Source organism: Serratia sp. 4542 (assembly GCF_016805595.1).
GTDB lineage: Bacteria > Pseudomonadota > Gammaproteobacteria > Enterobacterales > Enterobacteriaceae > Serratia > Serratia nevei.
Map to the genome: position 1 here is coordinate 258,365 of NZ_RXKV01000010.1, position 22,297 is coordinate 280,661.

Annotated in this window: 22 protein-coding genes and 3 pseudogenes; 15 read left to right on the forward strand and 10 right to left on the reverse strand. The window is 60.5% G+C overall.

All coding sequences use genetic code 11. The annotated features are described in order from the left end of the window. Positions 1-35: 35 nt before the first annotated feature. From EKL15_RS13420 to EKL15_RS13435, 4 genes are all read right to left on the reverse strand, one after another. Complete coding sequence (locus EKL15_RS13420; protein ID WP_047730421.1) at positions 36-998, reverse strand: Dyp-type peroxidase; 963 nt, start codon at positions 996-998, stop codon at positions 36-38. A 34-nt stretch (positions 999-1,032) separates the two neighbouring features. Then, positions 1,033-1,950 carry a bestrophin family protein gene (locus tag EKL15_RS13425; protein WP_060420654.1) on the reverse strand — a complete coding sequence of 306 codons (918 nt, stop codon included), beginning with the start codon at positions 1,948-1,950 and terminating at the stop codon, positions 1,033-1,035. Positions 1,951-2,007: 57 nt separating this feature from the next. Then, positions 2,008-2,850, reverse strand: coding sequence for a formate dehydrogenase accessory sulfurtransferase FdhD (fdhD, locus tag EKL15_RS13430; protein ID WP_060420657.1), 843 nt, complete (start codon positions 2,848-2,850; stop codon positions 2,008-2,010). A 122-nt stretch (positions 2,851-2,972) separates the two neighbouring features. After that, a complete protein-coding gene (locus EKL15_RS13435) occupies positions 2,973-3,605 on the reverse strand; it encodes a TetR/AcrR family transcriptional regulator (RefSeq protein ID WP_060420660.1) in 633 nt (210 codons plus the stop codon). 80 nt (positions 3,606-3,685) lie between these two features. Here EKL15_RS13435 and EKL15_RS13440 point away from each other — a divergent pair, with 80 nt between their 5' ends. The 3 genes and pseudogenes from EKL15_RS13440 to EKL15_RS13455 all read left to right on the forward strand — a co-directional run bounded on the left by EKL15_RS13440 (position 3,686) and on the right by EKL15_RS13455 (position 5,637). After that, the gene (locus EKL15_RS13440) at positions 3,686-4,636 is read left to right on the forward strand and encodes an alpha/beta hydrolase (protein WP_203089753.1); all 951 of its coding nucleotides are present in this window, start codon (positions 3,686-3,688) and stop codon (positions 4,634-4,636) included. A 224-nt stretch (positions 4,637-4,860) separates the two neighbouring features. Next, positions 4,861-5,052, forward strand: a pseudogene (locus EKL15_RS13445) (DNA polymerase V); the annotation flags it as partial. Positions 5,053-5,265: 213 nt separating this feature from the next. Next, the gene (locus tag EKL15_RS13455) at positions 5,266-5,637 is read left to right on the forward strand and encodes a hypothetical protein (RefSeq protein ID WP_126171699.1); all 372 of its coding nucleotides are present in this window, start codon (positions 5,266-5,268) and stop codon (positions 5,635-5,637) included. Positions 5,638-5,695: 58 nt separating this feature from the next. Here EKL15_RS13455 and EKL15_RS24680 read toward each other — a convergent pair. Further along, positions 5,696-5,891 (reverse strand): annotated as a pseudogene (locus EKL15_RS24680) (HTH domain-containing protein); the annotation flags it as partial. A gap of 49 nt (positions 5,892-5,940) precedes the next feature. On the opposite strand from EKL15_RS24680, the pseudogene EKL15_RS24830 reads away from it, so the two are divergent. From EKL15_RS24830 to umuC, 7 genes and pseudogenes are all read left to right on the forward strand, one after another. After that, positions 5,941-6,120, forward strand: a pseudogene (locus EKL15_RS24830) (hypothetical protein); the annotation flags it as partial. Positions 6,121-6,308: 188 nt separating this feature from the next. Then, entirely contained in the window at positions 6,309-6,743 is a 435-nt protein-coding gene (gene umuD, locus EKL15_RS13460) for a translesion error-prone DNA polymerase V autoproteolytic subunit (protein ID WP_203089756.1), read from the forward strand. 95 nt (positions 6,744-6,838) lie between these two features. After that, a complete protein-coding gene (locus EKL15_RS13465; RefSeq protein WP_370592993.1) occupies positions 6,839-9,376 on the forward strand; it encodes a TonB-dependent hemoglobin/transferrin/lactoferrin family receptor in 2,538 nt (845 codons plus the stop codon). A gap of 167 nt (positions 9,377-9,543) precedes the next feature. Next, positions 9,544-10,056 (forward strand): sigma-70 family RNA polymerase sigma factor, encoded by a 513-nt coding sequence (locus EKL15_RS13470; protein ID WP_047571520.1) that lies wholly within the window; start codon positions 9,544-9,546, stop codon positions 10,054-10,056. A gap of 17 nt (positions 10,057-10,073) precedes the next feature. Continuing rightward, positions 10,074-10,991: a FecR domain-containing protein gene (locus EKL15_RS13475; protein WP_100395622.1), complete on the forward strand. Its 918-nt coding sequence runs from the start codon at positions 10,074-10,076 to the stop codon at positions 10,989-10,991. A gap of 270 nt (positions 10,992-11,261) precedes the next feature. After that, positions 11,262-11,972, forward strand: coding sequence for an energy transducer TonB (locus EKL15_RS13480; RefSeq protein WP_203089760.1), 711 nt, complete (start codon positions 11,262-11,264; stop codon positions 11,970-11,972). Between the two features lie 180 nt (positions 11,973-12,152). Continuing rightward, on the forward strand, positions 12,153-13,439 hold the full coding sequence (umuC, locus tag EKL15_RS13485; RefSeq protein ID WP_060439694.1) for a translesion error-prone DNA polymerase V subunit UmuC: 1,287 nt from the start codon (positions 12,153-12,155) through the stop codon (positions 13,437-13,439). 8 nt (positions 13,440-13,447) lie between these two features. Here umuC and EKL15_RS13490 read toward each other — a convergent pair whose 3' ends face one another. The 5 genes from EKL15_RS13490 to EKL15_RS13510 form a co-directional block, all read right to left on the reverse strand. Continuing rightward, positions 13,448-13,864: an RbsD/FucU domain-containing protein gene (locus EKL15_RS13490; protein ID WP_060420681.1), complete on the reverse strand. Its 417-nt coding sequence runs from the start codon at positions 13,862-13,864 to the stop codon at positions 13,448-13,450. A 49-nt stretch (positions 13,865-13,913) separates the two neighbouring features. Further along, on the reverse strand, positions 13,914-14,675 hold the full coding sequence (locus tag EKL15_RS13495) for an SDR family NAD(P)-dependent oxidoreductase (RefSeq protein WP_060420684.1): 762 nt from the start codon (positions 14,673-14,675) through the stop codon (positions 13,914-13,916). Between the two features lie 20 nt (positions 14,676-14,695). After that, positions 14,696-15,931, reverse strand: a complete 1,236-nt coding sequence (locus tag EKL15_RS13500; protein WP_170310536.1) for an MFS transporter — start codon at positions 15,929-15,931, stop codon at positions 14,696-14,698. Between the two features lie 270 nt (positions 15,932-16,201). Continuing rightward, a complete protein-coding gene (locus tag EKL15_RS13505; RefSeq protein ID WP_060420687.1) occupies positions 16,202-17,239 on the reverse strand; it encodes a LacI family DNA-binding transcriptional regulator in 1,038 nt (345 codons plus the stop codon). A 159-nt stretch (positions 17,240-17,398) separates the two neighbouring features. Continuing rightward, positions 17,399-18,274: a cupin domain-containing protein gene (locus EKL15_RS13510; RefSeq protein WP_159318139.1), complete on the reverse strand. Its 876-nt coding sequence runs from the start codon at positions 18,272-18,274 to the stop codon at positions 17,399-17,401. A gap of 137 nt (positions 18,275-18,411) precedes the next feature. Here EKL15_RS13510 and rclC point away from each other — a divergent pair, with 137 nt between their 5' ends. The 5 genes from rclC to sbmC all read left to right on the forward strand — a co-directional run bounded on the left by rclC (position 18,412) and on the right by sbmC (position 22,292). Further along, entirely contained in the window at positions 18,412-18,984 is a 573-nt protein-coding gene (gene rclC / locus EKL15_RS13515) for a reactive chlorine resistance membrane protein RclC (RefSeq protein ID WP_089186115.1), read from the forward strand. Next, on the forward strand, positions 18,981-19,436 hold the full coding sequence (locus tag EKL15_RS13520; RefSeq protein ID WP_141959568.1) for a DUF302 domain-containing protein: 456 nt from the start codon (positions 18,981-18,983) through the stop codon (positions 19,434-19,436). Before rclC ends, EKL15_RS13520 begins: the two co-directional genes overlap by 4 nt. Positions 19,437-19,473: 37 nt before the next feature. Then, entirely contained in the window at positions 19,474-20,811 is a 1,338-nt protein-coding gene (gene rclA / locus EKL15_RS13525; protein ID WP_102984473.1) for a reactive chlorine resistance oxidoreductase RclA, read from the forward strand. Between the two features lie 147 nt (positions 20,812-20,958). Further along, the gene (gene kynA, locus EKL15_RS13530) at positions 20,959-21,801 is read left to right on the forward strand and encodes a tryptophan 2,3-dioxygenase (protein ID WP_025303311.1); all 843 of its coding nucleotides are present in this window, start codon (positions 20,959-20,961) and stop codon (positions 21,799-21,801) included. 23 nt (positions 21,802-21,824) lie between these two features. After that, the gene (sbmC, locus tag EKL15_RS13535; protein ID WP_060420699.1) at positions 21,825-22,292 is read left to right on the forward strand and encodes a DNA gyrase inhibitor SbmC; all 468 of its coding nucleotides are present in this window, start codon (positions 21,825-21,827) and stop codon (positions 22,290-22,292) included. Positions 22,293-22,297: the final 5 nt, after the last annotated feature.

Sequence of the window (22,297 nt, forward strand, 5' to 3'; positions counted from 1 at the left end):
AGTCGCGGGGGGAGGCTTTGCCGCAGAAGGAGGGCTTAATGCAGTTCGGCGCCGCTGCGGTCGGCCAGCGCTTCCAGCAGCGGAGCGGAAGGCACGAAGAACAGGGTGCCGGTCACCGCGTGGCTAAAATCGAGCAGCCGATCGTAGTTGCCGGCTGGGCGGCCGATAAACATGTTTTCCAGCATCTGCTCGATCGGCTGCGGGGAGCGCGCATAGCCGATAAAGTAGGTGCCGAATTCGCGCAGGCCGGGGCGGCCGAACGGCATGTTGTCGCGCAGAATTTTCACCTCGTTGCCTTGCTCGTCGGTGATGGTGGTCAGCGAACTGTGCGATGACGACGGTTTGACCGCTTCATCCAGCTCGATGTTGGACTGCTTATGGCGGCCGATGATCTTCTCCTGCGTTTCCACGCTAAGCGAGTTCCAGCCCTGCATATCATGCAGGTATTTTTGCACCAGCACATAGCTGCCGCCGCTGAACGCCGCGTCTTCGTCGCCGATCACCGTGTAGTCGAAGGCTTCGTGCCCCTCCGGGTTCTCCGTACCGTCGACGAAGCCGATCATGGCGCGCTGATCGAAGTAACGGAAGCCGTGCACCTCTTCAATGACCGTCACGGCGTCGCCGAGCTTGCCGACCAGCTGCGAGGCCAGTTCGAAACACAGATCCATTTCATCGGCGCGGATATGCAGCAGGATATCGCCGGGCGTGGCGACGGCGACGCGTTCCCCGCTGCCGATCGGGCTGAACGGATGCAGCTGGCGAGGGCGCGGCGCGCCAAACAGCGTATCCCAGGCTTCGGAGCCGAAGCCGCAGACGCAGGTGAGGTTGCCCGCCGGCGCGCGTTTGCCGACCGAGCGCACCACTGCGGCGATGTCGCCGCACCAGGCGCGCACCGCCGCCAGATGGGCGGGAACGGGCGACAGGGTGGCGACGATGAAGATGGCATGGCGCGTCACCGGCGTGAATACGGCTTGCGGCGGGTGGTTATTTGCATTCATTGCATTCGGCTCCAGTGTGTTCGGGTGAAATAGGTCAAATCAAATTAAAGTGCTCGTCGGGTTTCATCGGCGGCGGCAGCGGGCTTTGGTCGTTCATTTCCAGCAGGTTACGCTCGATGGTGTTGCAGATGGCGTTTAACGGCAGATGGTTGGCCGATACGCCGAACGGATCCTCCAGCTCTTCGGCCAGTGAGTCCCAGGATAAGAAGGTATAGGAAATGAACACCGAAACAAACGGTGTCATGTAATGCAGGTCGGTCACCAGGGCAAAAGGCAACAGGCTGCAGAACAGGTAAACGGTGCGCTGCAGGATCAGGGTATAGGCGAACGGCACCGGCGTGCTGGCGAGCCGTTCGCAGCCGCCGAGGGCATGGGACAGTTCGCTCAGCTTGTTGTCGAGCAGCTCGAAGGTGATGTCGCTCAGCAGCCCCTGGCGGCGCAGCTTGCCGATCTCCTGGCCCAGCATCAGCAGGATGCGGTTGGTCGGCATCGGGCTGGCGATCACTTCCGCCAGCTCTTTGCTGGTGAGGTTGTGGTACAGATCGGCGGTCGGATCGGTGGCGCGCAGCTGATGCTTCAGGCTCCAGCTGAAGGCGATCAGCAGCTTGGCGACCTTCTGATGCACCGCCGGTTCGTCCGGCAGCAGGCTTTTGATCTGGCGCAGCAGGGATCGCTCGGTAATCAGCAGCGAGCCCCACAGGTTGCGCGCTTCGACAAAGCGGCTGTAGCCGGCGTTATTGCGAAAGCCGAGAAAAATGGCGATGGCGATACCCAGCAGGCTGAACGGCGCGATGGTTAAATGTACGCCGAGCTGCTCGTACCATTGATAGCTGATCACCGCCACTATCGACATCAGTACGTTCAGCGACAGACGAAAGGTGATCTTTGACAGCACGGAACCGTGCCAGGCGAACAGGCGAATAAACCAGTTCTGGTTCGGGCGAATGATCATGACGTGGGGCTTCCTGGTGTTCTGCTATTGAGAATAGTCGATTCTTGTCCGGCGGCGTTAGGCCGCCGGCGTCGATTGCCAGAGCCGCTGCGGATGCGTATAGACAGTAGCGCGCCCCGGCTTGCTGAAGCCCACCAGCGTCAGGTTGCTGCGCTCGGCCACCTCGACCGCCAGGCGGGTGGCGGCGGAAACGGCGAACAGGATCTCGACGCCGCACATGGCGGATTTTTGCACCATTTCATAGCTGGCGCGGCTCGACACCAGCGCCGCCCCCTGTAGCCACGCCTGTTGGCTGCGGTAGCCCAGCAGTTTGTCGAGCGCCACGTGGCGGCCGACGTCTTCACACCCGCCGCTGAGTGCGCCGTCCGGCTGGATCCAGGCCGCCGCGTGGGTGCAGCCGGTCAGTTTTCCCACCGTTTGCACCTCCTGCAGCTGCGCCAACGCCCGGTCGAGCAGGGCCAAATCGAAGCGTTGCGTGAAGGGCAGCGGCGCGATGGGTTGGGCGACCTCCTGCAGCTGCTCCACCCCGCAGACGCCGCAGCCGGTGCGGCCGGCCAGGCTGCGGCGCTTCTCTTTCAGCTGCATAAAGCGGCGGCTCGAGAGTTCCACATGCACTTCAATGCCGTTGCAGGCCGGCTGTTGGCGAATGTCGTAGATATCGTCGGGGGAGGCAATGATGCCTTCGGACAGCGAAAAACCGATGGCGAAGGCCGCCAGATCTTTCGGCGTCGCCATCATCACCACGTGGGAAATGCCGTTGTACACCAGGGCGACCGGCACTTCTTCCGCCAGCCAATCCTGTTGCGCCTGAGCCAGATCGTTGCGCTGCCAGACCGCGTGGCGCGACAGGCAGGCCGAATCGGCATCGCCGGGTTCGTCGAGAATCAAATGCTTGTTCATGATGGTTTCGCGGCGCCGGCGGATACTGCGCCGGCGTCAGAGTAGAGTCTGATGAGTGATACTGGATTTTATCATAGATGGCGCCCTTGAACAGGGCGAAACGGGGCACCTCTGCCATTGCTTTACGGCGCGGTGCGCCACTGGCCTAGATAGGCGATGACCGCCCGCGTCGCTTCGCGGCAAATGGCCGCAGAGACGGTGCCTTCCCGCGCGTAACCATATTTCATGCAGGCAAACGCCAATTCTATGGCGATCAGAACGACGTCGGGCTCCGACGGCAGCGTCTCGAGTTCGGGCAGGTCTCGCACTTTTGCCCGGAACATCTCGCCGATCGTCAGGTTTTTGGCGGCGTGAGCCTGGTTTTCGGGTTCGGCGAACGCACCGCGCAGCAGCAAGACGCTCGCCGCAGGATGGGCATTGTAGTAGCGGGCCGTGGCCAACACGGCGGCATCCACCCAATCCTGCAAGCTGCCGGCGGTCTCGAGCCCCGACGCGCGCAGCGCCTGCGTCAGTTGCTCCATATGGGTCTGAGCCAGATGCGAAAACAGCGCGTACTTGTCCGGGAAGAACGGGTAAATCGCGGCGCGCGGCACTTCGGCCGCTTCCGCCAGGGCGGGAATGGAGGTTTTTTCCGGCCCAAGGGTGGCGAGCATCTGTTCGGCGGCGCTCAGCACTTTGGCCATGCGCGCCGCTGCGCGTTCCTGAACTGGCACGCGCGCATTTTTTTTTACTTGCGGCATCGCTTTTTCCGACATAAGTTGTATTTTATTAATCCGACATTTGTTGGATTATACGGATTTTCATCCCGGCAACCAAGTATCACGAGAGGTTTCGTATGGGTAATTACGCCAATCAATCTCACTGGCAGGACATTCAGCGATTCCTGCCGGAAAGCTTCCGGCTGCAGCCGGGGGAAGAACCGACAGAGACGTGGTGGCCCTGGCGGCAGTATCGCATCCATCTCGATTGCTACCGTCGCCCCGAGGCGCCGGTGAAGGTGATCCTGTTTCATGGCGTCGGTACCAACGGTCGGCAGATGTCGACCATCCTGGGGGCGCCGCTGGCGCACCGGGGAATAGAGACGATCGCCGTAGACATGCCGGGATATGGCATGACGCAGACGGGCGGGCAACGGCGGCGCGTGCGCTACGACGACTGGGTGCAGATTGGCAGCGATCTGATCGACGCGGAACGGGCGAGGGATGCGCGCCCCATTGTGCTGTACGGCCTGAGCGCCGGTGGGATGGAGACCTATCATGTGGCAGCGCTGAACCGGCAGGTGAAAGGCATTGTCGGCATGACGTTTCTCGATCAGCGTGAACAACAGGTGCGCGACGAGACGGCGTTGAATCGAATGATGAGCCGCCTGGGCATTCCCCTGGCGCGGCTGGTGGCCGCTACGCCGCTGGCCGGGATGGCGATGCCGATGGCATTGGCGAGCAAGATGCATGCGCTGGTCAATGACAAGGCGGCGCTTAAGGCATGTCTGGCGGACGACACGTCGGCGGGGGCCTGGGTGACGATGCGCTTTTTAGCCTCGTACGCGGCGTACGCGCCTGCCATTGAGCCGGAAGATTTCGACGTTTGCCCGATCCTGCTGACGCAGCCGGCGCAGGATCGCTGGACGCCGTTGCACCTGAGCGAACTGTTCCTCCGCCACGTTCGGCGGGTACCAGTGAGCACCGTGATGCTCGAGAACGCCGGGCATTATCCCCTCGAGCAACCGGGCCTCGATCAGATGGTTGAAGCGGTATACCGTTTTTGCATCGCCGCAGCGGCGCAGTAGGGCGATAGCGCATCCTCCGAAGGCGCCGCCGTGGCCCCGCCAGGTTATCCACAGTTTTGGTGGATAACGTGTGTGCAAGGGGCGGTGAAACGCTTAGCAGGCGTAAAAAAAAATCGCTCAGAAAATTATTATATTACGCGGGAAAGCGCGATCCGCAGGGGGATAGGGGGTTGCACGCGTTCGCATTTTGTTTATGTCTTACTGTGTAAATATACAGTTTGGTTATGATTATGCTGAGCAATTCAAGGTTGTATGCTTTTTCACCAGGTGACCCCCTGACGTTACCGCTGTTTGCCGATCGCGTGGCCTGCGGCTTTCCTTCCCCGGCGCAGGACTATGTCGAGAGCAGGCTGGATATCGGCAAGCTGCTGGTGCGGCACCCCAACGGCACCTACTTCGTGCGCGCCAGCGGCGAGATGGAGCGTGCAGGATGGATCAGGCACTACCGACAGATTAAGAAACTGAGCATCCGAGAAACAGCAGACGCGACAGGCTACAGTACTTCCCAAGTTTGTCGCATTCAGGCCTTCTCTAAAGAAGTTGAGACTGATTAAAAAGCAGCCTTAATGTACAATAATTTTCGATATCCAAACTGACCCCATGAACAATCAATGAGTTAGAGGTAAAAGATGATTTCATACAAAAAAACCATACCTGCTCTTGTCATATTCGCTTTATCTAATGCTGTGGCATATGCGAATGATTTCGACAAATCAAACGAAGCGATGGCAATTTCAGCAATAGGTTTTTCTGGCTCAAATGCTCGTGTTGCACATGATGTTTGTGGGGCAACCAATGAGAAAATTGATAAATATAAAAAACAAATAAAAGACTCATTAACTAGAACATTAAAGTATGAACAGTCAGGATTCGATACGCATTGGGATAATGGTTGGAAAAATGCTGATTTTTTGGTTAAGTCATTAAGTAATGATGAAGCCTATAAAAAAGAATATTGCCGAGAGGTTTTAGATGGAATTAATAATCCTGAAATGAATTAAGGATTATTCCTTATTCGGGGTTCTACGCCGGAACTCCAGATTTTTCCGTCCGCTAAAATTATCCCCGGTTGAGCAGCTTTATACCGTCAGCTCGCAGTGGACCATCAGGGGAAATGTGGCGGTACAGCGTTTGTCGGGTTATCCCAAGCTCCTGGCATAACGTACTGACTTTCGTCTCTGGCCGTCCCATTGATGCCATTGCCAGTCGCAATTTTATTGGCGTCATTTTTGTAAGGCCGTCCGTCGTTCCTCCCGTGAGGCAAGGCCTGCCGCTGTTCTTTGCGGCGCTGTACGCAGCAGAGACCGACGGCCGCGCGCGACTGGCTCGACACCCGCTTAGTCCCGCCCTCTGGTCAAATGCAGGCTGACGTGTACAGCCTGCAGGCAGAGGATTTCGTCTGGCAACCGGTATCGCCCGCCGTCGGCGCCGTTCGCAATGACAATCCCTCACTCATCCTGCCCATCGATACGCCAACGGTCTGAGTGCCGCATTATCCACAGTTTTGGTGGGTATCATGTGTGTAAACACACGCGAAGAACGCCAAAAGCTGCAGGAAAAATCACTCAGAAAATTATTATATTACGCGGGAAAGCGCGATCCGCAGGGGGATTGGGGGTTGCACGCGTTCGCGTTTTGTTTATGCTTAACTGTATAAATATACAGTTTGGTTATGATTATGCTGAGCAATTCAAGGTTGTATGCTTTTTCACCAGGTGAACCCCTGACGTTACCGCTGTTTGCCGATCGCGTGGCCTGCGGCTTTCCTTCCCCGGCGCAGGACTATGTCGAGAGCAGGCTGGATATCGGCAAGCTGCTGGTACGGCACCCCAACGCCACCTATTTCGTGCGCGCCAGCGGCGAGTCGATGATCGACGGCAATATCCAGGATGGCGATATGCTGATCGTCGACAGCGCCCTGACGCCGGAGCACGGCAATATCGTGATCGCCGCGGTGGACGGGGAATTCACCGTCAAAAAGCTGCAGCGCCACCCCGACGTGCGGCTGTTGCCGATGAATCCCGCCTACGCGCCGATCGTGTTCGACGATGAGGCGCAGCTGGAGATCTTCGGCGTGGTGACTTTTATCGTCTACGCGGCGCGGTGACTTCGGTCCTTTTTTTCATTTTTTTCTGCCCGATCTTTTCGTTGGCGTGACCTCTCTACTGAGTTTCCAGTTCAATACACTCAGGGGAATCCTTCATGGCCATAAAAAACAAGAACGGCGCAGGGCGTACGTTCACATCAGCCAAACGCATGACCGGGAAACGCGTCGCTATCGGGATAGGATGCGCACTATCGGGCATGCTCACCTCCGCGATGGCGGCGCCCGGTGCGTCGGCACCACCCTCGGCGGTCGAACAGCCCGCTATCCTTTCCTTCGCCATTCCCGCCGGTGATCTGGCGCCTGCCTTGCAGACGGCGGCCGCTAAGGCCGGCGTGATAGTGATTTTCACGCCCGAACAGACGCGTGGAAAAAGCACCGCGGGCCTGCAGGGACATTATCGCCTCACCGACGCGTTCAATACGCTGTTGGCGGGCAGCGGATTGCGCGCTCAGCAAACCGCACAGGGATATCGGTTGGTCGACGCCGGGCCGGTTCAGCCTTTGACGATACCGGAACTGTCGGTGGTCGGCGGTTTGTCCGACAGCGTCGCCGCCGGCCGTTCGGTACTGGATAAAGAAGACATCGAACGCGTACAGGCCGATAACATCGCCAGTTTGCTTGATCGCTTGCCCGGCGTAGGGATGGCGGGATCGCCGCGCCCGGGCGGCCAAAGCCTGAATATCTGGGGCATGGGCGACATGGAAGATGTGAAGGTGGTGCTGGACGGGGCGCCGAAGGGATTTGAGAAATATCGGCAGGGTTCGGTATTCATCGAACCCGAACTGCTGAAAAAGGTTGAGGTCGATAAGGGGCCGCACAATCTGTTGAACGGCAATGGCGGCTTTGGCGGGACCATTACGCTGGAGACCAAAGATGCCGGGGATATGCTGCTGCCGGGCGAAGATTTTGGCGGCTTGCTGAAGTACAGCTACCACACCAACGATCGCCAGGGCATTTACAGCGGCGCGTTGTACGGCCGTACGCCGGAAGGATTTGCCGACGGTTTGATCTACATGAGCAAGCGTGACGGCGGCAACCTGAAGCGGCCGGACGGCACGCGCTTTGCCTATTCCGCCAACGATCAGGCTTCCTACCTGTTAAAAACCAATATTTATCTGAGCGAGGCGCAAACGCTGACGCTGTCGGCGATGCGCTCCGATTCCGATGGCTGGCAGCCTTTTGCCGCCAAGCGGGACGATATCGCCGCGCCCAGCCAGGCGGATATCGATAAATATGGCCGGGAAGAAGCGTGGCGCCGCATTCTGGTGTATCGCGACCAGACAGACACCAATTACTCGGTGAAATGGAATCTGGCGCCGGAAGCGCAGCCGTTGCTGAATCTGACGCTGTCTTACGCCTATTCGAAGACAGAGCAGCATGACAAGCGGCCGGATTCCGCTTCAAAGTTCAGCTATCTCGGTACGTTGGGCAATGAAAGCTGGGTGAACTATACCGATCGGCAGTTTGACGTCAGCAATGAAAGCCGTTTCGCCAGCGGGCCGCTGGAACACAAGCTGTTGCTCGGCGCGCGTTGGCATAAACATCAGCGGGATACCCTGATGTATTACCCATCACAGGTGAAAAACGCCAGTTACAACTACGGCTATTTCCAGCCGTATTACATGCCGGCGGGCGAACAGGAAACCCGCAGCGTTTATCTGCAGGATGCGGTCAGCTTCGGCAGCCTGACCGTGACGCCGGGCGTGCGTTACGATCACGTGACCAACACCGGGCAACCCAACCGAGCTCCGCGCTATAACGACAGCGATCCGCTCGTGGGCCATGATTACAGCAGCGTGACCTATACCGGCTGGTCGCCGCATTTGGGCGTGATGTGGAAAGCGACGTCGAATCTGTCCCTGTTTGCCGACGTCAGCCGCACCTGGCGCGCCCCGGTGATTGACGAACAGTACGAAGTGCAATACGCCGCTTCCAGCGTGCCCGGCACCAGCCGCGGCCTGCAGGTGGAACGCATGACGGGCGTTCGTCTCGGCGCGGTGCTGGACTTCAACGATGTGTTGATGGCGAGAGACAGCCTGCAGATCCGCACTACGCTGTTCCGCAATCGCGGCAAGGACGAGATTTTCTATCGTCGCGGCGTAGTGTGCGACGCCGCACGGCACGGTGGCCAATGTGGGCAACCGTTGTCGAACTATCGCAACTTGCCGGGCTATACCATTGAGGGCGTGGAGCTCGAATCGTTTTATGACAGCGAAAGCCTGTTCGGCAGCCTGTCGTTCTCCTCGATTCGCGGCAAACGCGACGCTTCACCACGCGATCCGTGGGGCAGCGAAACCTGGATTGCCGAAATTCCACCCGTTACGGCACACGCGATGCTGGGCATGAAAGTGCCGCAGTGGGACATGGCCTTCGGCTGGACCGGCGATTTTGTGCGTAAACAGGATCGTTCACCGGCCGACGGCGATCCGATGGCCGTTGTCTGGGCGCTGCCGAAAACCTCGGGTTATGCATTGCACGGCCTGTTCGCCTCGTGGCAGCCCAGCGGTTTGCAGGGCTTCGAAGCTCGCGTCGCGGTGGACAACCTGTTCAACCGTGATTATTACCCTTACCTGGGCGAATCGGTGTCCGGCGTAGGGCGCAACATCAAGTTTAGCGTTAGTCAACGTTTCTGAATATCCTGCTGACAGGGGCCATTTCGGCCCCTTTTCACGTTTTCTCTCCCGTATTTCCCTACTTTTTCGCCGTTTATAAATCATCAGCAATCGCTTGACACAGAAGTTACAATTTTAAAATAATAATAATTATCATTTTCAATCTCATTATCAATTGGTGTCACCGAATGGCAAGGAAAGAGGCCGCGGCAGCCAACGGGTTTGCTCAACAGCTTTACCTTGAGCACCACAGTTGGCTATGCCATTGGCTGAGACAGAAGGTCGGGTGCGCGCATCACGCCGAAGACCTGGCGCAGGATACGTTCATCAGTATTTTACTGAGCCCGCAGTTGCTTGCCATTCGGCAACCACGCCCCTTCCTGGCGACCGTGGCGCGCCGGCTGGTGGCGAATTATTACCGGCGTAAAACAATCGAAGAGAGCTATCTGCAGGCCTTGAGCGAGCTGCCGGCGATCGAGGCACCCTCGCCGGAAGTCCGTCAACAAACCCTCGAAATGCTCGAACAGTTGGATCAGGCGTTGGACGGATTGCCGGCGCACGTCCGCGAGGCCTTCCTGTTGGCGCACCTGCAGGGCATGCGTTATTGCGACATCGCTGAACGTTTGCGGGTGTCGAGCAGCTCGGTGAAACAATATCTGCAGCGTGCCAATTTGCACTGTTTCTTTGCATTGGCGGCGTAACGGCAAGTGCGGAACCCATGATGGAATCGGATATCGATCGGCAGAGCGCGCGTGAGGCCGCCGCCTGGTTAACCCAGCTGATGTCGGAAGAGGCAAGCGACGCGGATAGGGAAAACTGGCGGCGTTGGTATCAGGCGAAACCGGAAAATGAACGCGCCTGGCGGCATATCGCCGCGTTTTCATCCCGTTTTTCTCTGCTTAACGGGGCGGCGGCGCAGCGTAGTCTGTCGCAGTTGCCAAACCCACAGCGCCGTCGGTTGCTGAGAAGCCTGGCGGCCATCGGCGTGGTGGGGTCGGTTGGCATCGGTTCTGGCGCGCTGCCATGGCGCCCCTGGCTGGCGGATTACCGCACGGCGGTGGGGGAGCAGCAAACCGTCGCGTTGGCGGATGGCGCGCAGTTGATGCTGAACACGCAAACGGCGGTCAACGTCAGCCGTCAGCAGGCCGCATTGCTGGAAGGCGAAATGATGGTGAATCTGCCGCCGGAAAGCGGCGCGTTGACGGTGAGGCTGCCGCAGGGCGAGATCGTGGCGCAGGCTGCTCGCTTCAGCGTTCGCCTGTGGGAAACCTACAGTGATATCGCCGTTTATCTTGGCCGAGTCACGATCCTGTCGCCGGCGCATCGGAACGCGGTGCTCAACGCCGGTCAGGGCGGCAGATTAAGCTGGCAAGGCATTGGCGAGCCGTATCGTGTGACGCAAGAGCCCGGTTGGCGGCAAGGCATGCTGTTGGCCGACAACATGCGGTTGGACGACTTCCTGATGGAGCTGGGGCGTTATCGTCAGGGCGTTATTCGCTGCCGGCCGGAGGTCGCCGGCCTGCGGCTCTCCGGCGCGTTTCCGCTGGCTGACCCCGAGCGCGTCATTGCGGCTCTGCCCGGTGCGCTGCCGGTTAGGATAAATATGCTGTCAAAATACTTCATCACCGTATCCTAAAGTTTTTTACTCTGCTATTTGTATTTTTCCTTCTGGATTGGCCTGTTTTTTCTCTTTCCCTGCCCGGTACCGCGTGCCTAAACGACTTTTCTGACATGCCCCGACCGTCGTGACCGTTGCGTACGTTGGTCGGTTTCACGCTTAACCTGAGTATCGTTTTCCATGTTGAATCACAACGTATTACCTGCCGATTTATCTTTACCGCCTACAGGCGGGCGATTGCGCTGGGCTACCGCCAATGTGTTGGCGTTGGGTCTGCATGGTGCGTTGTTGCTTGGCCTTGGTTATCACCTGGCGCCACCGTTGCTGCCCGCGGCGCAACCGATGGTGTTGATGATGGTTGCCGAGCAGGCGGAATCGACCCCCAACGCAGAGCCGATGCCGACCGGCGTGCGCCAGGTGCAGGCGGTGGCGCAACGGCAGGCCAATCGGGAACCGGAGGCGGCGATGCCTCCGCTGATTCATGCGCCGCGTGCGACGGAGCGGCAGAGCAAGGCTAAAGGACAACGGAACGATCCCATCAGACCGAAAACGGAACCGCCGCGCCCAAGGCAGGAGGAACAGGAAAAAATAGCGTCTGCAAGCTCAATAGCATCAAGCACCAGCGCGCCGCCGTCTCTGGATGGAAAGCGTGTTGCCGCACCGCAAACCAGCGTGGCGTCGCAGCCGAGCCAGGATGCCTCGGTCTGGAGCGGCCTGCTGTTGGCGCATTTGAGCCGTTTCAAACGCTACCCGGCTCTGGCGGTACGCCAGCAGCGCCAGGGTATTGTTCAGGTTGCCGTGACGTTGGATCGACAGGGGAACGTGCTGGGTGTGAAGCTATTGCGATCGAGTAGGGTTGCTTCGCTCGACCGGGAGGCGCTTCAGTTACCGCAGCGCGCTTCTCCACTGCCCGCACCCGGCAACGAGATCGCAGCGGGGCAGGCGGAATTCAGCGTGACCATTCCGATTCGTTTCGATCTGCGTGAAGTTCGCCATTAATGAAAAACTCGGCTCCAGGTAAACGGAGGCTGAGTTAAAAGCCAAAGCGCATCAAACGGATAGCAGCGATGGGGTGGTTTCTACTTGATCGTCGCCAGAAAAATACAAATACTGTATGTATAAACAGTAATCTGGTGCCGTTATGAATAACAACCCACTGACGATGAAAGGTCGGCAACCATGTTCGCCCTGGTAGACGTCAACAGCTTCTATGCCTCCTGCGAGACCATCTTTCGGCCCGATCTGCGCGGGCGGCCGGTGATCGTGCTGTCCAACAACGACGGCTGCGTGATCGCCCGCAGCGCCGAGGCGAAGGCGCTGGGCGTGCCGATGGGCGCGCCTTATTTCAAAATCAAAGAGGAGATGCGCCGCCGCAACGTCGCGGTGTTCTCCTCCAACTACGCGCTGTACGCCGACATGTCCCGCCGGGTGATGGACACGCTGGAAGAGATGGCGCCGGCGGTGGAGATCTACTCGCTGGACGAAGCCTTTCTGCGGCTGGACGGCGTGGCGCATTGCGAAGCGCTGGAGCCGTTCGGCCAGCGGGTGCGCGATCGCATCCGGCGCGAGCTGCATTTGACGGTCGGGGTCGGCATTGCGCCGAGCAAAACGCTGGCCAAACTGGCCAACTTCGCCGCCAAGAAATGGCGCGGCACCGGCGGCGTGGTGGATTTATCCGATCCGGCGCGCCAGCGCAGGCTGCTGGCGTTGATCCCGGTGGAAGAGGTGTGGGGCGTGGGCCGCCGCCTGACTCGCCAGCTGCAGGCGATGGGCATTCATACCGCGCTGCAGCTGGCGGACTGCGATACCCGGCTGGCGCGTAAAACCTTCAGCGTGGTGCTGGAGCGTACGATACGCGAGCTGCGCGGCGAATCGTGCCTGCGGTGGGAAGATGAGGCGGCCGCCAAAGAGCAGATCATCTGCTCCCGTTCGTTCGGCCAGCGGCTGACGCACTACCCGCACATGCGCGAGGCGATCTGCAGCTATGCCGAACGCGCCGCCGAAAAGCTGCGGCAGGAAAAGCGCTACTGCCGCAACGTGTCGGTGTTTATCAAAACCAGCCCGCATTCGGCAGGCGAGGGGTATTACAGCAATATGGGCACCGCCCGGCTGCAAACGCCGAGCAACGACAGCCGCGACATCATCGCCATGGCGGTGCGTGCGCTGGAAAGCATCTGGCAGGAAGGACGGCGTTACCTGAAGGGCGGCGTGGTGCTGGGGGATTTCAGCGCCGCCGCCATGGCGCAGATCGATCTGTTCGACGACTGCCCGCCGCGCCGCAACAGCGAGCGGCTGATGGCGACCCTCGATCGCCTGAATCAGGAGGGGCGTGGGCGCGTGTGGTTCGCCGGGCAGGGGATCGTCAAGCCGTGGCAAATGAAGCGCGACATGCTGTCGCCGGCCTACACCACCCGCTTGGCGGACATTCCGGTGGTGCGGTTGGGGACGTTTTCAGACGAAAAATAATTCGCGTGTCACACCACCGGCGCCACCGTCAGCAGCAGGTTGGCGAAGCGGCGCTGTTCGCCGGAGGCGATCACCAGCAGCGTCCGATCCGATTTGACCGCCGCATAAAAATCCTCACGCGGCAGGTGTTCTACCGGGCAATGCGCCGGCAGCAGCTGTCGGTATTCGGCTTCGATGGTGTTGGTGAAGTCCGGCGGGCAGGCCATCAGCGTGGCGCTTTCCACGTTGATGCAGGCCAGCAGTTTTTCCAGGATTGGCGGGGCGGCGAGCGTGCCGGGCGCCAGGTTCAGATAGACCACGGTGGCGTCTTTCGGCGCGTGGGTCACGCAGGCGTAGTTGCCGTCGGCGATCAGCACCTGAGTTTTATGCCCGCATTGCGCCAGCGCGGCGAGCAGCGGCGGGTGGGTGATGGCGGATTTGATCATAAAGCGATTCCTGAATGAGAGGGCGGCAGCCGTGCCGCCCGCGGTTGAACTACATGCGGTAGATGCCGCCGTTGATGTCGAGGGTGGCGCCGGAGATGAAGCCGTCGTATTCCGCCGCCAGGAAGGCGATGGCACGCGCCACGTCGTCCGGCGTGCCTGCGCGGCCCAGCGGAATGGCGCGAACGGTTTCCTCCGCCGATGCTTGGGTGGTGTGGCGATTATGGAAACGGGTGCCGAGGATCAGGCCGGGCGCCACCGCGTTCACCCGGATGCCGTATTCACCCAGCTCCGCTGCCAACGAGCGCGTCCAGGTGAGCACCGCACCCTTGGTGGCGGAATAGACCAGCGAGCCGGAGTGCCCGCCGGCGCGGCCGGCCTGCGAGGCCAGGTTGACGATACTGGCGCCGTTTGCCGCCTTCAGGAACGGCAGCGCGCTCTGGGTCACGTTCAGCATGGTGGTCATGTTCACGTCGATTACGGTTTGCCAAAAGGCGCGCTCGATCTCGCCCAACCATTTGCGCCCGACGATGCCGCCGACGTTATTGACCAGAATGTCGATGCCGCCGAGAAACTCGGCGCCGGCCGAGACGCAGCGCAGCGTTTCGTCGGTATCGATGAGATCGGCGTAGCCGTAAGCGGCCTTTTGCCCCAATGAATGGGCCAGCGCCACCAGCGCTTTGGGGCCGCTTTCGTCGCTGTGATAGTGAAAATAGATGTCGCAACCGGCCTTGATCAACCGCTCTGCGGTGGCGCGGCCGATGCCCTGTTCCGCCCCGGTGATAAAGACCTTTTTGCCTGCAAGATCGCCCATGATTGACTCCTTATTGTTCGTTAAGCATTGATGACGCCTTCACGCTGTTTCGCGCAGTAGAAAATGCAGATCAACCCGGTGGCCAGCAGGCACGAGGCCAGGAAAAACAGCCCCGGCGCGCTGCTGCCGGTCAGATCGTTCAATACGCCCACCGCATAAGGCGCGACGAAGCCGCCGATATTGCCGATGCAGCTGACCACCGCCAGCCCGGCGGCCGCGGCTGCGCCGGTGGAAATGTTGGCGGGCATGGATAAAAACGGCGGTACGGCGGTGTAGATGCCGATGGCGGCGATGCACAGGAACGACAGCGCGACGAGCGGATCGTATTTAAAAAACGTTACCGCCCCCATCAGGCCGATAGCGGCGACCACCATGCTGAGGCCGGCGAACACGCCAAGCTTTTTGGTTTTGCTGGCCCACAGGCTCCACGGGTACACCAGCAGCGCGGCCAGTCCGTAGGGAATGAGCGCCAGCAGGCTAACGCGGAAGATATCGCTGCCGGAAAGGGCGGTAATGATCGACGGCAGCCAGGTGCCGAAGCCATAAATGCCGCACACCATGCCGAAGTTGAGCAGTGCGTAGAGCAGGTATTTCTTGTTTTTAATCCCTTTCAGGAAGTCGCCCAGCGTGATTTTAGAGCCGGATTTGGAGCGGCCGGCGTTGCTCATCAGCCAGGCCTTTTCCTCCACGTTCAGATAGCCGACGTCCTTGGGCGAGTTCTTGATCAGGAACGGGATCAGCAGGCCGATGACGATCGGCGGCAGCCCTTCGAGGATAAACAGCAGCTGCCAGGGAGCGAACCCGAACCAATCATGCTGAATATTGAGAATAAAGCCGGAAATCGGCGAGCCGACGGCGTTGGACAGCGGCTGGACGATGATGAACATGCCGAGAATTTTGGTGCGGTATTTTTCCGGGAAGAACACCGTGAAGTAATACACCACCGAGGGAAAGAATCCGGCTTCGCACACGCCCAGCATAAAACGGCAGATATACAGCTCCAGCGGCGTGCGTACAAAGCCGAGCAGGGTCGCGAAGATGCCCCAGGAAATTAATATTCTGGCGAACCAGATGCGCGGGCCGAATTTAATGGTGCCGGCGTTGCTGGGTATTTCAAACAGAAAATACCCGATAAAGAAAATCCCGGAGGCGAAGCCGAAGGCCGAGGCGGTCAGGCCCAGGTTATCTTCCAGCGCTTTGGCGGCGTAGGCCATGTTATTGCGATCGAGAAAGGCCAGGAAATACAATAAAATCATGAGGGGGACAATATGCAGCGTCAATTTCCTGATAGCGCTGCGTTCAATATCCTGCGGCTTGCTTATTTTCATTTTGATATTTCCAATGTGGTTAATCGGAATAATAGAGGCCCGGCCCATAACCCTGAGCTGAACGTTAAATAACGGCACGACGCTGATTCATTGAGGCGCGGGCATCCCTTAAGCGCGACGGCCTTTTCCTTTGTTTTTGGCTGACACCGATCCGGACGATGCCGCTGCGCATCGCCTGGGAAGACGCTGTTATTTCAGTTAGCCGGCGGCTTTGACCGAGCGCCGGCTGATGACCGTCGGCGGGAAGAGAAACTCGCCGGGCGGTTGCGCATCATTGTTGATGCGGCCGATCAGGCGCTCGACCATCAGCTGCGCCATCTCCGCCAGCGGCGGCCTGACGGACGTCAGCCCCGGTTCGGCCAGGCCGGCCAGCGCGATATTATCGATGCCGATCACCGAGATGTCTGCGGGTACCTGGACGCCGGCGGCGCGCACCCCCACCATCAGCCCGATGCCCAGCGCATCGTTAATCGCCACGATACCGTCCGGGCGCGGCGTCAGCGCGAGCACGCGCGGCGCCAGCGTCAGCCCCAATTCAAACATTTCCGTGTCGCCGTAGGCGCTGTTGGCTTTGCCTTCGATCACCCGTTGGCGTTCGCTCAGGCTGTGCCCCAGCGCACTTAGAAAACCGTCGATTTTGTGGCTGCGCCCGACGGTGAGCGTCGCTTCGGTGGCGAACACGATGTGTCGGCAACCGCGTTCGAGCAGGTGCTGCGCGGCCAGGCGCCCGGCGGCGACATTGTCCATCGATACGCTGTCGAACAGCGGGGTATCGATGGCTGCCCGTTCGGGAAACGGATTGTCGTAGCTGACGATCTTCATGCCCCGCTCGGCGGCCCGGACAAAATGAGTCTGGCGAATGTCGCTCGCCGCCACGATGATGCCGCGCACGCCATGCAGGAACATATCGTCGATAAACGCGGCCTCTTCCTGTTCCTGGCGGTAGGCGTTGCCGAGCAAGACGCGGTAGCGGTGAGCCCGCGCCGCACCGTCGATCGCATGCGCCAGCGCCGAAAAGCTCGGGTTGACGATCGACGGCAGCAGCAGGCCGATGATCTTGGCCTGCGGTGCGGGCACCGCCGCCGCCCGGGCCGGCCGGTATCCCAGGGTCGCCATCGCTTGTTCGATGCGCTCACGGGTCTGCGCGCTCATCTGGTGGCTGCGGTTATTCAGCAGGTTCGACACGCTGCTGATGGACACGCCGGCCAACCGTGCGACATCACGAATATTTGCCATTTGCCGATACCTTGCTGCCTGCCGTTAGCCTGCAATCTATAAGGGAAGCCGGCCGCAGGCAAGCCACAACCGGGGCACCGCGCGCATGGGATCGCGCATTTGTGAGAATCGTCAGGCGGCGGCCACGTTGTTTACTAAACAGTAAGGCGGGGCGGGAGGTTATGCCGAGATGGGGCACATGTCCGGCGGTGTCTCGGCGGCCTGCTGGCGGAATTTTCCCGGCGTCAGGCCGAAGTGGCGGGTGAAGGCTTTATGCAGCGCCACCTCCGACGAGTAGCCGGCCTGTTCGGCGATACGGCTCAGCGGCAACGCCTGGCGCGCCAGCAGCCGGGCCGCCAGCTGCATGCGGATGGCGGTGAGGGCCTGCAGCGGCGTTTGCTGCGTGACCTGACGAAAGACGCGGGCGAAGTTGGCGCGCGACATATGGGCCCGTTCGCTCAGTTCCACCAGCGTCCAGGGGTGTTGCGGGCGGCGCAGCATCTGTTCAACCACGTTGCCCAACTGCGGATGCAGCAACGCGGCGACCAGATTGCCGCTCTGATTCGGCTGGGCCAGCCAGGCGCGGATCGCCAGCGCGAACAGCAGCGCCATGGTCTGGCTGACAATGGCGTTGTGCCCCTGGCCCTGTTGGCTGAACTCATCGCTCAGCAGCTGGCCGGTCGCCTGCAGCAGCGTCAACTGCCCCTGTTGGCGGCTGTTGAACAGCAAACATTCCGGCAGGCTCGCCAGCAGCGGCGATGCGCTGTGCGGCAAGATTTGCACGCCGCACAGCAGGTGCGTGGCGCTGTCGGCCCCCTCCGGCAGCAGGCGATGGGCGGAGTTGTGCGGCAAGAACAGCAGGCTGCCTTGCTCCAGCGGTACCGGGCGGCCGCCGGGGATCTCCAGCCGACAGCTGCCCGCCAGCACCATGTGCCAGCGGATCTGACTCCACTCCCCGGCGGCATGCGGCGAGCGCCACTCGCCGCTGAAATGGCAATCACGCGCCACGTAACCGCGCATGTCGTTAAGCATCAACAGTTGGCTGAGCGGATCCATTTTGAGACTCCTGGCTAAGAAGCTGATTGTTTCGGCAATGGGCCGGCGTAATGCGAAGCACTAAGATCGGTTCGATAGTGCAGCGATGCGGAGGGCGCCGCTGCGATGCATGAGTTATCAATGACATGGAGCCGGTAATGAAAATACTATTCTTTCTGAGCAAGGGCGACAAGCTGGGATTAACGCTGATTCGCCTCAGCATCGCCATCGTCTTCTTATGGATTGGCCTGCTCAAATTCATCCCTTACGAAGCGGACAGCATCACGCCGTTCGTCGCCAACAGCCCGCTGATGTCGTTTTTCTATGACATGCCGCAGGACTATCAGGCGCACCTGACGCACGAAGGCGAACTGAACCTCGCCGCCCGCGCCTGGCAGCAGGCCAACAATACCTATGGCTTCTCCAACGGCCTGGGCGTGGTGGAGGTGGCGATCGCGCTGCTGGTGCTCGCCAACCCGTTCTCCAAATGGCTGGGGCTGTTGGGCGGCATGCTCTCCTTTTGCACGCCGCTGGTGACGCTGACCTTTTTGATCACCACCCCGGAGGCCTGGGTGCCCGCGCTGGGCGATGCGCATCACGGCTTCCCTTATCTCTCCGGCGCCGGGCGCCTGGTGCTGAAGGACACGCTGATGCTGGCGGGTGCGGTGATGATCATGGCGGATTCGGCGCGCAGTGTGCTCGAGAAACAGTGGCGGGGGAAGGTCGCATGAGCGTCATGAACCGGGCCGTGGCCGGCAGCCTGATGCTGCTGGCCTGTTCTGCAGTGGCGGAGGGGACAAAGGGGCAAGAAACCCGAACGGTAGAGAGCGCCTACGCTTATCAGGAAACGCGTCAGCGCATTATCAGCACGGCCGAGCAGAAGGGCGTGACGCTGTTTGCCGAGTTCGATCACGCGAGAGCGGCGCGTGAGCATCATCTGACGATGCCGCCCACCACGGTGCTGGTGCTGGGCAACCCGCTGGCGGGCACGCCGCTGATGCTGGCGCGGCCGGCGTTGGCGCTGGATCTGCCGTTCAGGGTGCTGATTGCGCAAGACGAGCGGGGCAAAACGCAGGTCAGCTACCACCCGGCGGAAAGTCTGAAACGGAGCGCCGGGGCCGACGAACGACAGATCGCGGCGCTGAGGCCGCTGGAGCGGTTAGTTGAGGCCGCAATACGCTGATAGAACGGCGATAAACATCACGAGACGAGGCGACACAATGTACGATTATCAGGCGATTATCATCGGTTTTGGCAAGGCCGGCAAAACGCTGGCGGCCTTTCTGGCCGGGCAGGGATGGTGCGTGGCGATGGTGGAGGCGTCGGCGCAGATGTATGGCGGCACCTGCATCAACATCGGCTGCATCCCGACCAAAACGCTGGTGCACGATGCCGAGCTTCACGGGCCGGGCGAACAGGCGTTCAGCCAGGCGATGGCGCGCAAGCGGCAGGTGACCGGCCTGCTGCGGGAGAAAAACTATCAAAACCTGGCGGGGCTTGAACCGGTCACGGTGATCGACGGACGGGCGGAGTTTATCGATCCGCACCGCATCAGCGTGCAGGGTGCGGCGGGAACGCAGGTGCTGAGCGGCGAGCGCATCTTCATCAACACCGGGGCCGTCAGCCGCTGGCCGGCGATCGACGGGTTGGATCGTTCGCAGCGGAGTTACGACAGCACCGGCCTGCTGCAGTTGACGCAGCGGCCCGCGCGGTTGGGCATTATCGGCGGCGGTTATATCGGGCTGGAGTTCGCTTCGATGTTCGCGCAGTTCGGCAGCGCCGTAACGGTATTCGAAGAGGCGGGCGCGTTGCTCGGCCGGGAAGACCGCGATATGGCGCAGGCGATACAGCAAATCCTGAGCGACGCCGGGGTGAGCTTCACGTTTAACGCCGGCGTGAAGCAGGTGCGCGATGTGGAAGGGGGCGTTGAGGTGGTGCATCAGGGCGGCGTGCAGTCGTTCGATGCGCTGCTGGTGGCGGCCGGGCGCGTGCCGAACACCGCCGGTTTGCAGCTGGCGCGCGCCGGAGTTGAGACGGATGAGCGTGGGGCCGTGCGGGTGGATGCGCAGCTGCGCAGCAGCGTGCCGCATATCTGGGCGCTGGGGGACGTCAACGGCGGGCCGCAGTTTACCTATATCTCGCTGGACGATTTCCGCATTGTGCGCGACAGCCTGTTCGGCGCGGGTAAACGCAGCACGGCCGATCGCGGCGCAGTGCCTTACTCGGTGTTCATCACACCCAGCTTCTCGCGCATCGGCCTCAGCGAAGATCAGGCCCGGCAGCAGGGGCGCGACATTAAGGTCGCCACGCTGCCGGCGGCGGCGATCCCGCGCGCCCGCGTGTTGGGCGACACGCGCGGCCTGCTGAAGGCGGTGGTCGATGCGCAGACCGGCCAGATCCTCGGCGTGGCGCTGCTGTGCCGCGATGCCCACGAGATGATCAACATCGTCAAAACGGCGATGGACGCCGGGCTGCCCTATACCCGGCTGCGCGATCAGCTGTTTACCCATCCGACCATGAGCGAGTCGCTCAACGATCTGTTTGGGTTGATAGGGTAAAGCGGGGCGAGAGGGGCGGCGCAGATGAGTGAGATCTGCGAAGCACCTCTCGTTTATCGCCCTTCGGGGCGGCGGGTTCTGTACTATTGTTTTCTCTTTGCGGCACGTTCCAGGCCGATGGGGCGCTGGGCGCAACGGAGATCACAGATGAACAAACGGGAATTAGAAAGCGCGATTGTCACCGATTTTTCCAAACGCATGAGCTACGGCGACTACCTGTGCCTGGACTCGCTGCTGGACTGCCAGCACCCGCTCTCCAACCCGCCGCATCATGACGAAATGCTGTTCGTGATACAGCACCAAACCTCCGAACTGTGGATGAAGCTGATGCTGCACGAGCTGCAAGCGGCGGTGCGGCTGGTGCAGCAGGACAAACTCAGCCACTGCTTCAAAATCCTTGCGCGCGTCAAACAGATCCAACGGCTGCTGTTCGAACAGTGGGCGGTGCTGGAAACGCTGACGCCGTCGGAATACGTCGAGTTTCGCGACGTGCTGGGCAGCTCGTCGGGCTTCCAGTCGCATCAATACCGCTCGATCGAGTTCCTGCTCGGCAACAAGAATGCGGCGATGCTGGCGGTGTTCAGCAGCGATGCGGAAAAACACGCGGCGCTGAAGGCGATCCTCGAAGCGCCGAGCCTGTACGACGAATACTTGCTGTACCTGGCGCGCCACGGCCTGCCGATCCCGCAGGAGTGCCTCGAGCGCGACTGGACGCAGCCCTACCAGCGCAACCCGGATCTGCTGCCGGCGTTCAAAGTGATCTACGACAACCCGCAAACCTACTGGGAAGCCTATGAAATGGCGGAGAAGCTGGTGGATATCGAAGAGAGCTTCCACCTGTGGCGCTTCCGCCATATGAAAACGGTGGAGCGGATCATCGGCTTTAAGTCGGGCACCGGCGGTTCCAGCGGCGTCAGCTTCCTGAAAAAGGCGTTGGACCTGACCTTTTTCCCCGAGTTGCTGGACGTGCGCACCGAAATTGGCGCCTGAAATAATGTGGGAGGATAAGGGCGATGAGCGTGAGGATTATCGATAAGGCGGCGGAGAAGGTGGTGGGGGTCAGAGTCGTGGGGCCGTATCCGCAGACGATCCCGCAGGGCTCGCAGCAACTGCTGGCATGGCGGCAGCGCCACGGCGTGCCGTTCGGCAAATGGCTGGTACTGTATTGGGACGATCCGGCGGAAGTGGCGCCGGAAAAGCTGCGTGCCGACGTAGTGATAAGCGTGGCGGACGATTTCGCGCTGCCGGCAGGCAGCGAGGGCGTGACCGTGCAGACGCTGCCCGCCGGGCAGTATGCGGTTTACCACGTGCGCATCAGCGATGGCGACTTCGAGCGGGTGTGGGGCGAGTTCTATCAGAAGCTGCTGCCGGCCAGCGGCTACCAGCCGGTTGAGGGGGTGAGCTACGAACACTATCTCAACGACTGCGAAGCCGACGGCTATTTCGACCTCGATATTTACCAGACGGTGAAGAAGTGGTGAGGGTG

Excerpts from the sequence above, each read along its gene's own strand:
- EKL15_RS13490 (WP_060420681.1), bottom strand. The coding sequence starts at position 13,864 with ATGATCAAATCCGCCATCACCCACCCGCCGCTGCTCGCCGCGCTGGCG.
- EKL15_RS13455 (WP_126171699.1), top strand. The coding sequence starts at position 5,266 with ATGATTTCATACAAAAAAACCATACCTGCTCTTGTCATATTCGCTTTA.
- EKL15_RS13520 (WP_141959568.1), top strand. The coding sequence starts at position 18,981 with ATGAGCGTCATGAACCGGGCCGTGGCCGGCAGCCTGATGCTGCTGGCC.
- sbmC (WP_060420699.1), top strand. The coding sequence starts at position 21,825 with ATGAGCGTGAGGATTATCGATAAGGCGGCGGAGAAGGTGGTGGGGGTC.
- umuD (WP_203089756.1), top strand. The coding sequence starts at position 6,309 with ATGATTATGCTGAGCAATTCAAGGTTGTATGCTTTTTCACCAGGTGAA.
- EKL15_RS13475 (WP_100395622.1), top strand. The coding sequence starts at position 10,074 with ATGATGGAATCGGATATCGATCGGCAGAGCGCGCGTGAGGCCGCCGCC.
- rclC (WP_089186115.1), top strand. The coding sequence starts at position 18,412 with ATGAAAATACTATTCTTTCTGAGCAAGGGCGACAAGCTGGGATTAACG.
- rclA (WP_102984473.1), top strand. The coding sequence starts at position 19,474 with ATGTACGATTATCAGGCGATTATCATCGGTTTTGGCAAGGCCGGCAAA.
- EKL15_RS13495 (WP_060420684.1), bottom strand. The coding sequence starts at position 14,675 with ATGGGCGATCTTGCAGGCAAAAAGGTCTTTATCACCGGGGCGGAACAG.
- fdhD (WP_060420657.1), bottom strand. The coding sequence starts at position 2,850 with ATGAACAAGCATTTGATTCTCGACGAACCCGGCGATGCCGATTCGGCC.
- EKL15_RS13505 (WP_060420687.1), bottom strand. The coding sequence starts at position 17,239 with ATGGCAAATATTCGTGATGTCGCACGGTTGGCCGGCGTGTCCATCAGC.
- EKL15_RS13470 (WP_047571520.1), top strand. The coding sequence starts at position 9,544 with ATGGCAAGGAAAGAGGCCGCGGCAGCCAACGGGTTTGCTCAACAGCTT.
- EKL15_RS13440 (WP_203089753.1), top strand. The coding sequence starts at position 3,686 with ATGGGTAATTACGCCAATCAATCTCACTGGCAGGACATTCAGCGATTC.
- EKL15_RS13510 (WP_159318139.1), bottom strand. The coding sequence starts at position 18,274 with ATGGATCCGCTCAGCCAACTGTTGATGCTTAACGACATGCGCGGTTAC.
- kynA (WP_025303311.1), top strand. The coding sequence starts at position 20,959 with ATGAACAAACGGGAATTAGAAAGCGCGATTGTCACCGATTTTTCCAAA.
- EKL15_RS13500 (WP_170310536.1), bottom strand. The coding sequence starts at position 15,931 with ATGATTTTATTGTATTTCCTGGCCTTTCTCGATCGCAATAACATGGCC.
- EKL15_RS13435 (WP_060420660.1), bottom strand. The coding sequence starts at position 3,605 with ATGTCGGAAAAAGCGATGCCGCAAGTAAAAAAAAATGCGCGCGTGCCA.
- EKL15_RS13420 (WP_047730421.1), bottom strand. The coding sequence starts at position 998 with ATGAATGCAAATAACCACCCGCCGCAAGCCGTATTCACGCCGGTGACG.
- umuC (WP_060439694.1), top strand. The coding sequence starts at position 12,153 with ATGTTCGCCCTGGTAGACGTCAACAGCTTCTATGCCTCCTGCGAGACC.
- EKL15_RS13425 (WP_060420654.1), bottom strand. The coding sequence starts at position 1,950 with ATGATCATTCGCCCGAACCAGAACTGGTTTATTCGCCTGTTCGCCTGG.
- EKL15_RS13465 (WP_370592993.1), top strand. The coding sequence starts at position 6,839 with ATGGCCATAAAAAACAAGAACGGCGCAGGGCGTACGTTCACATCAGCC.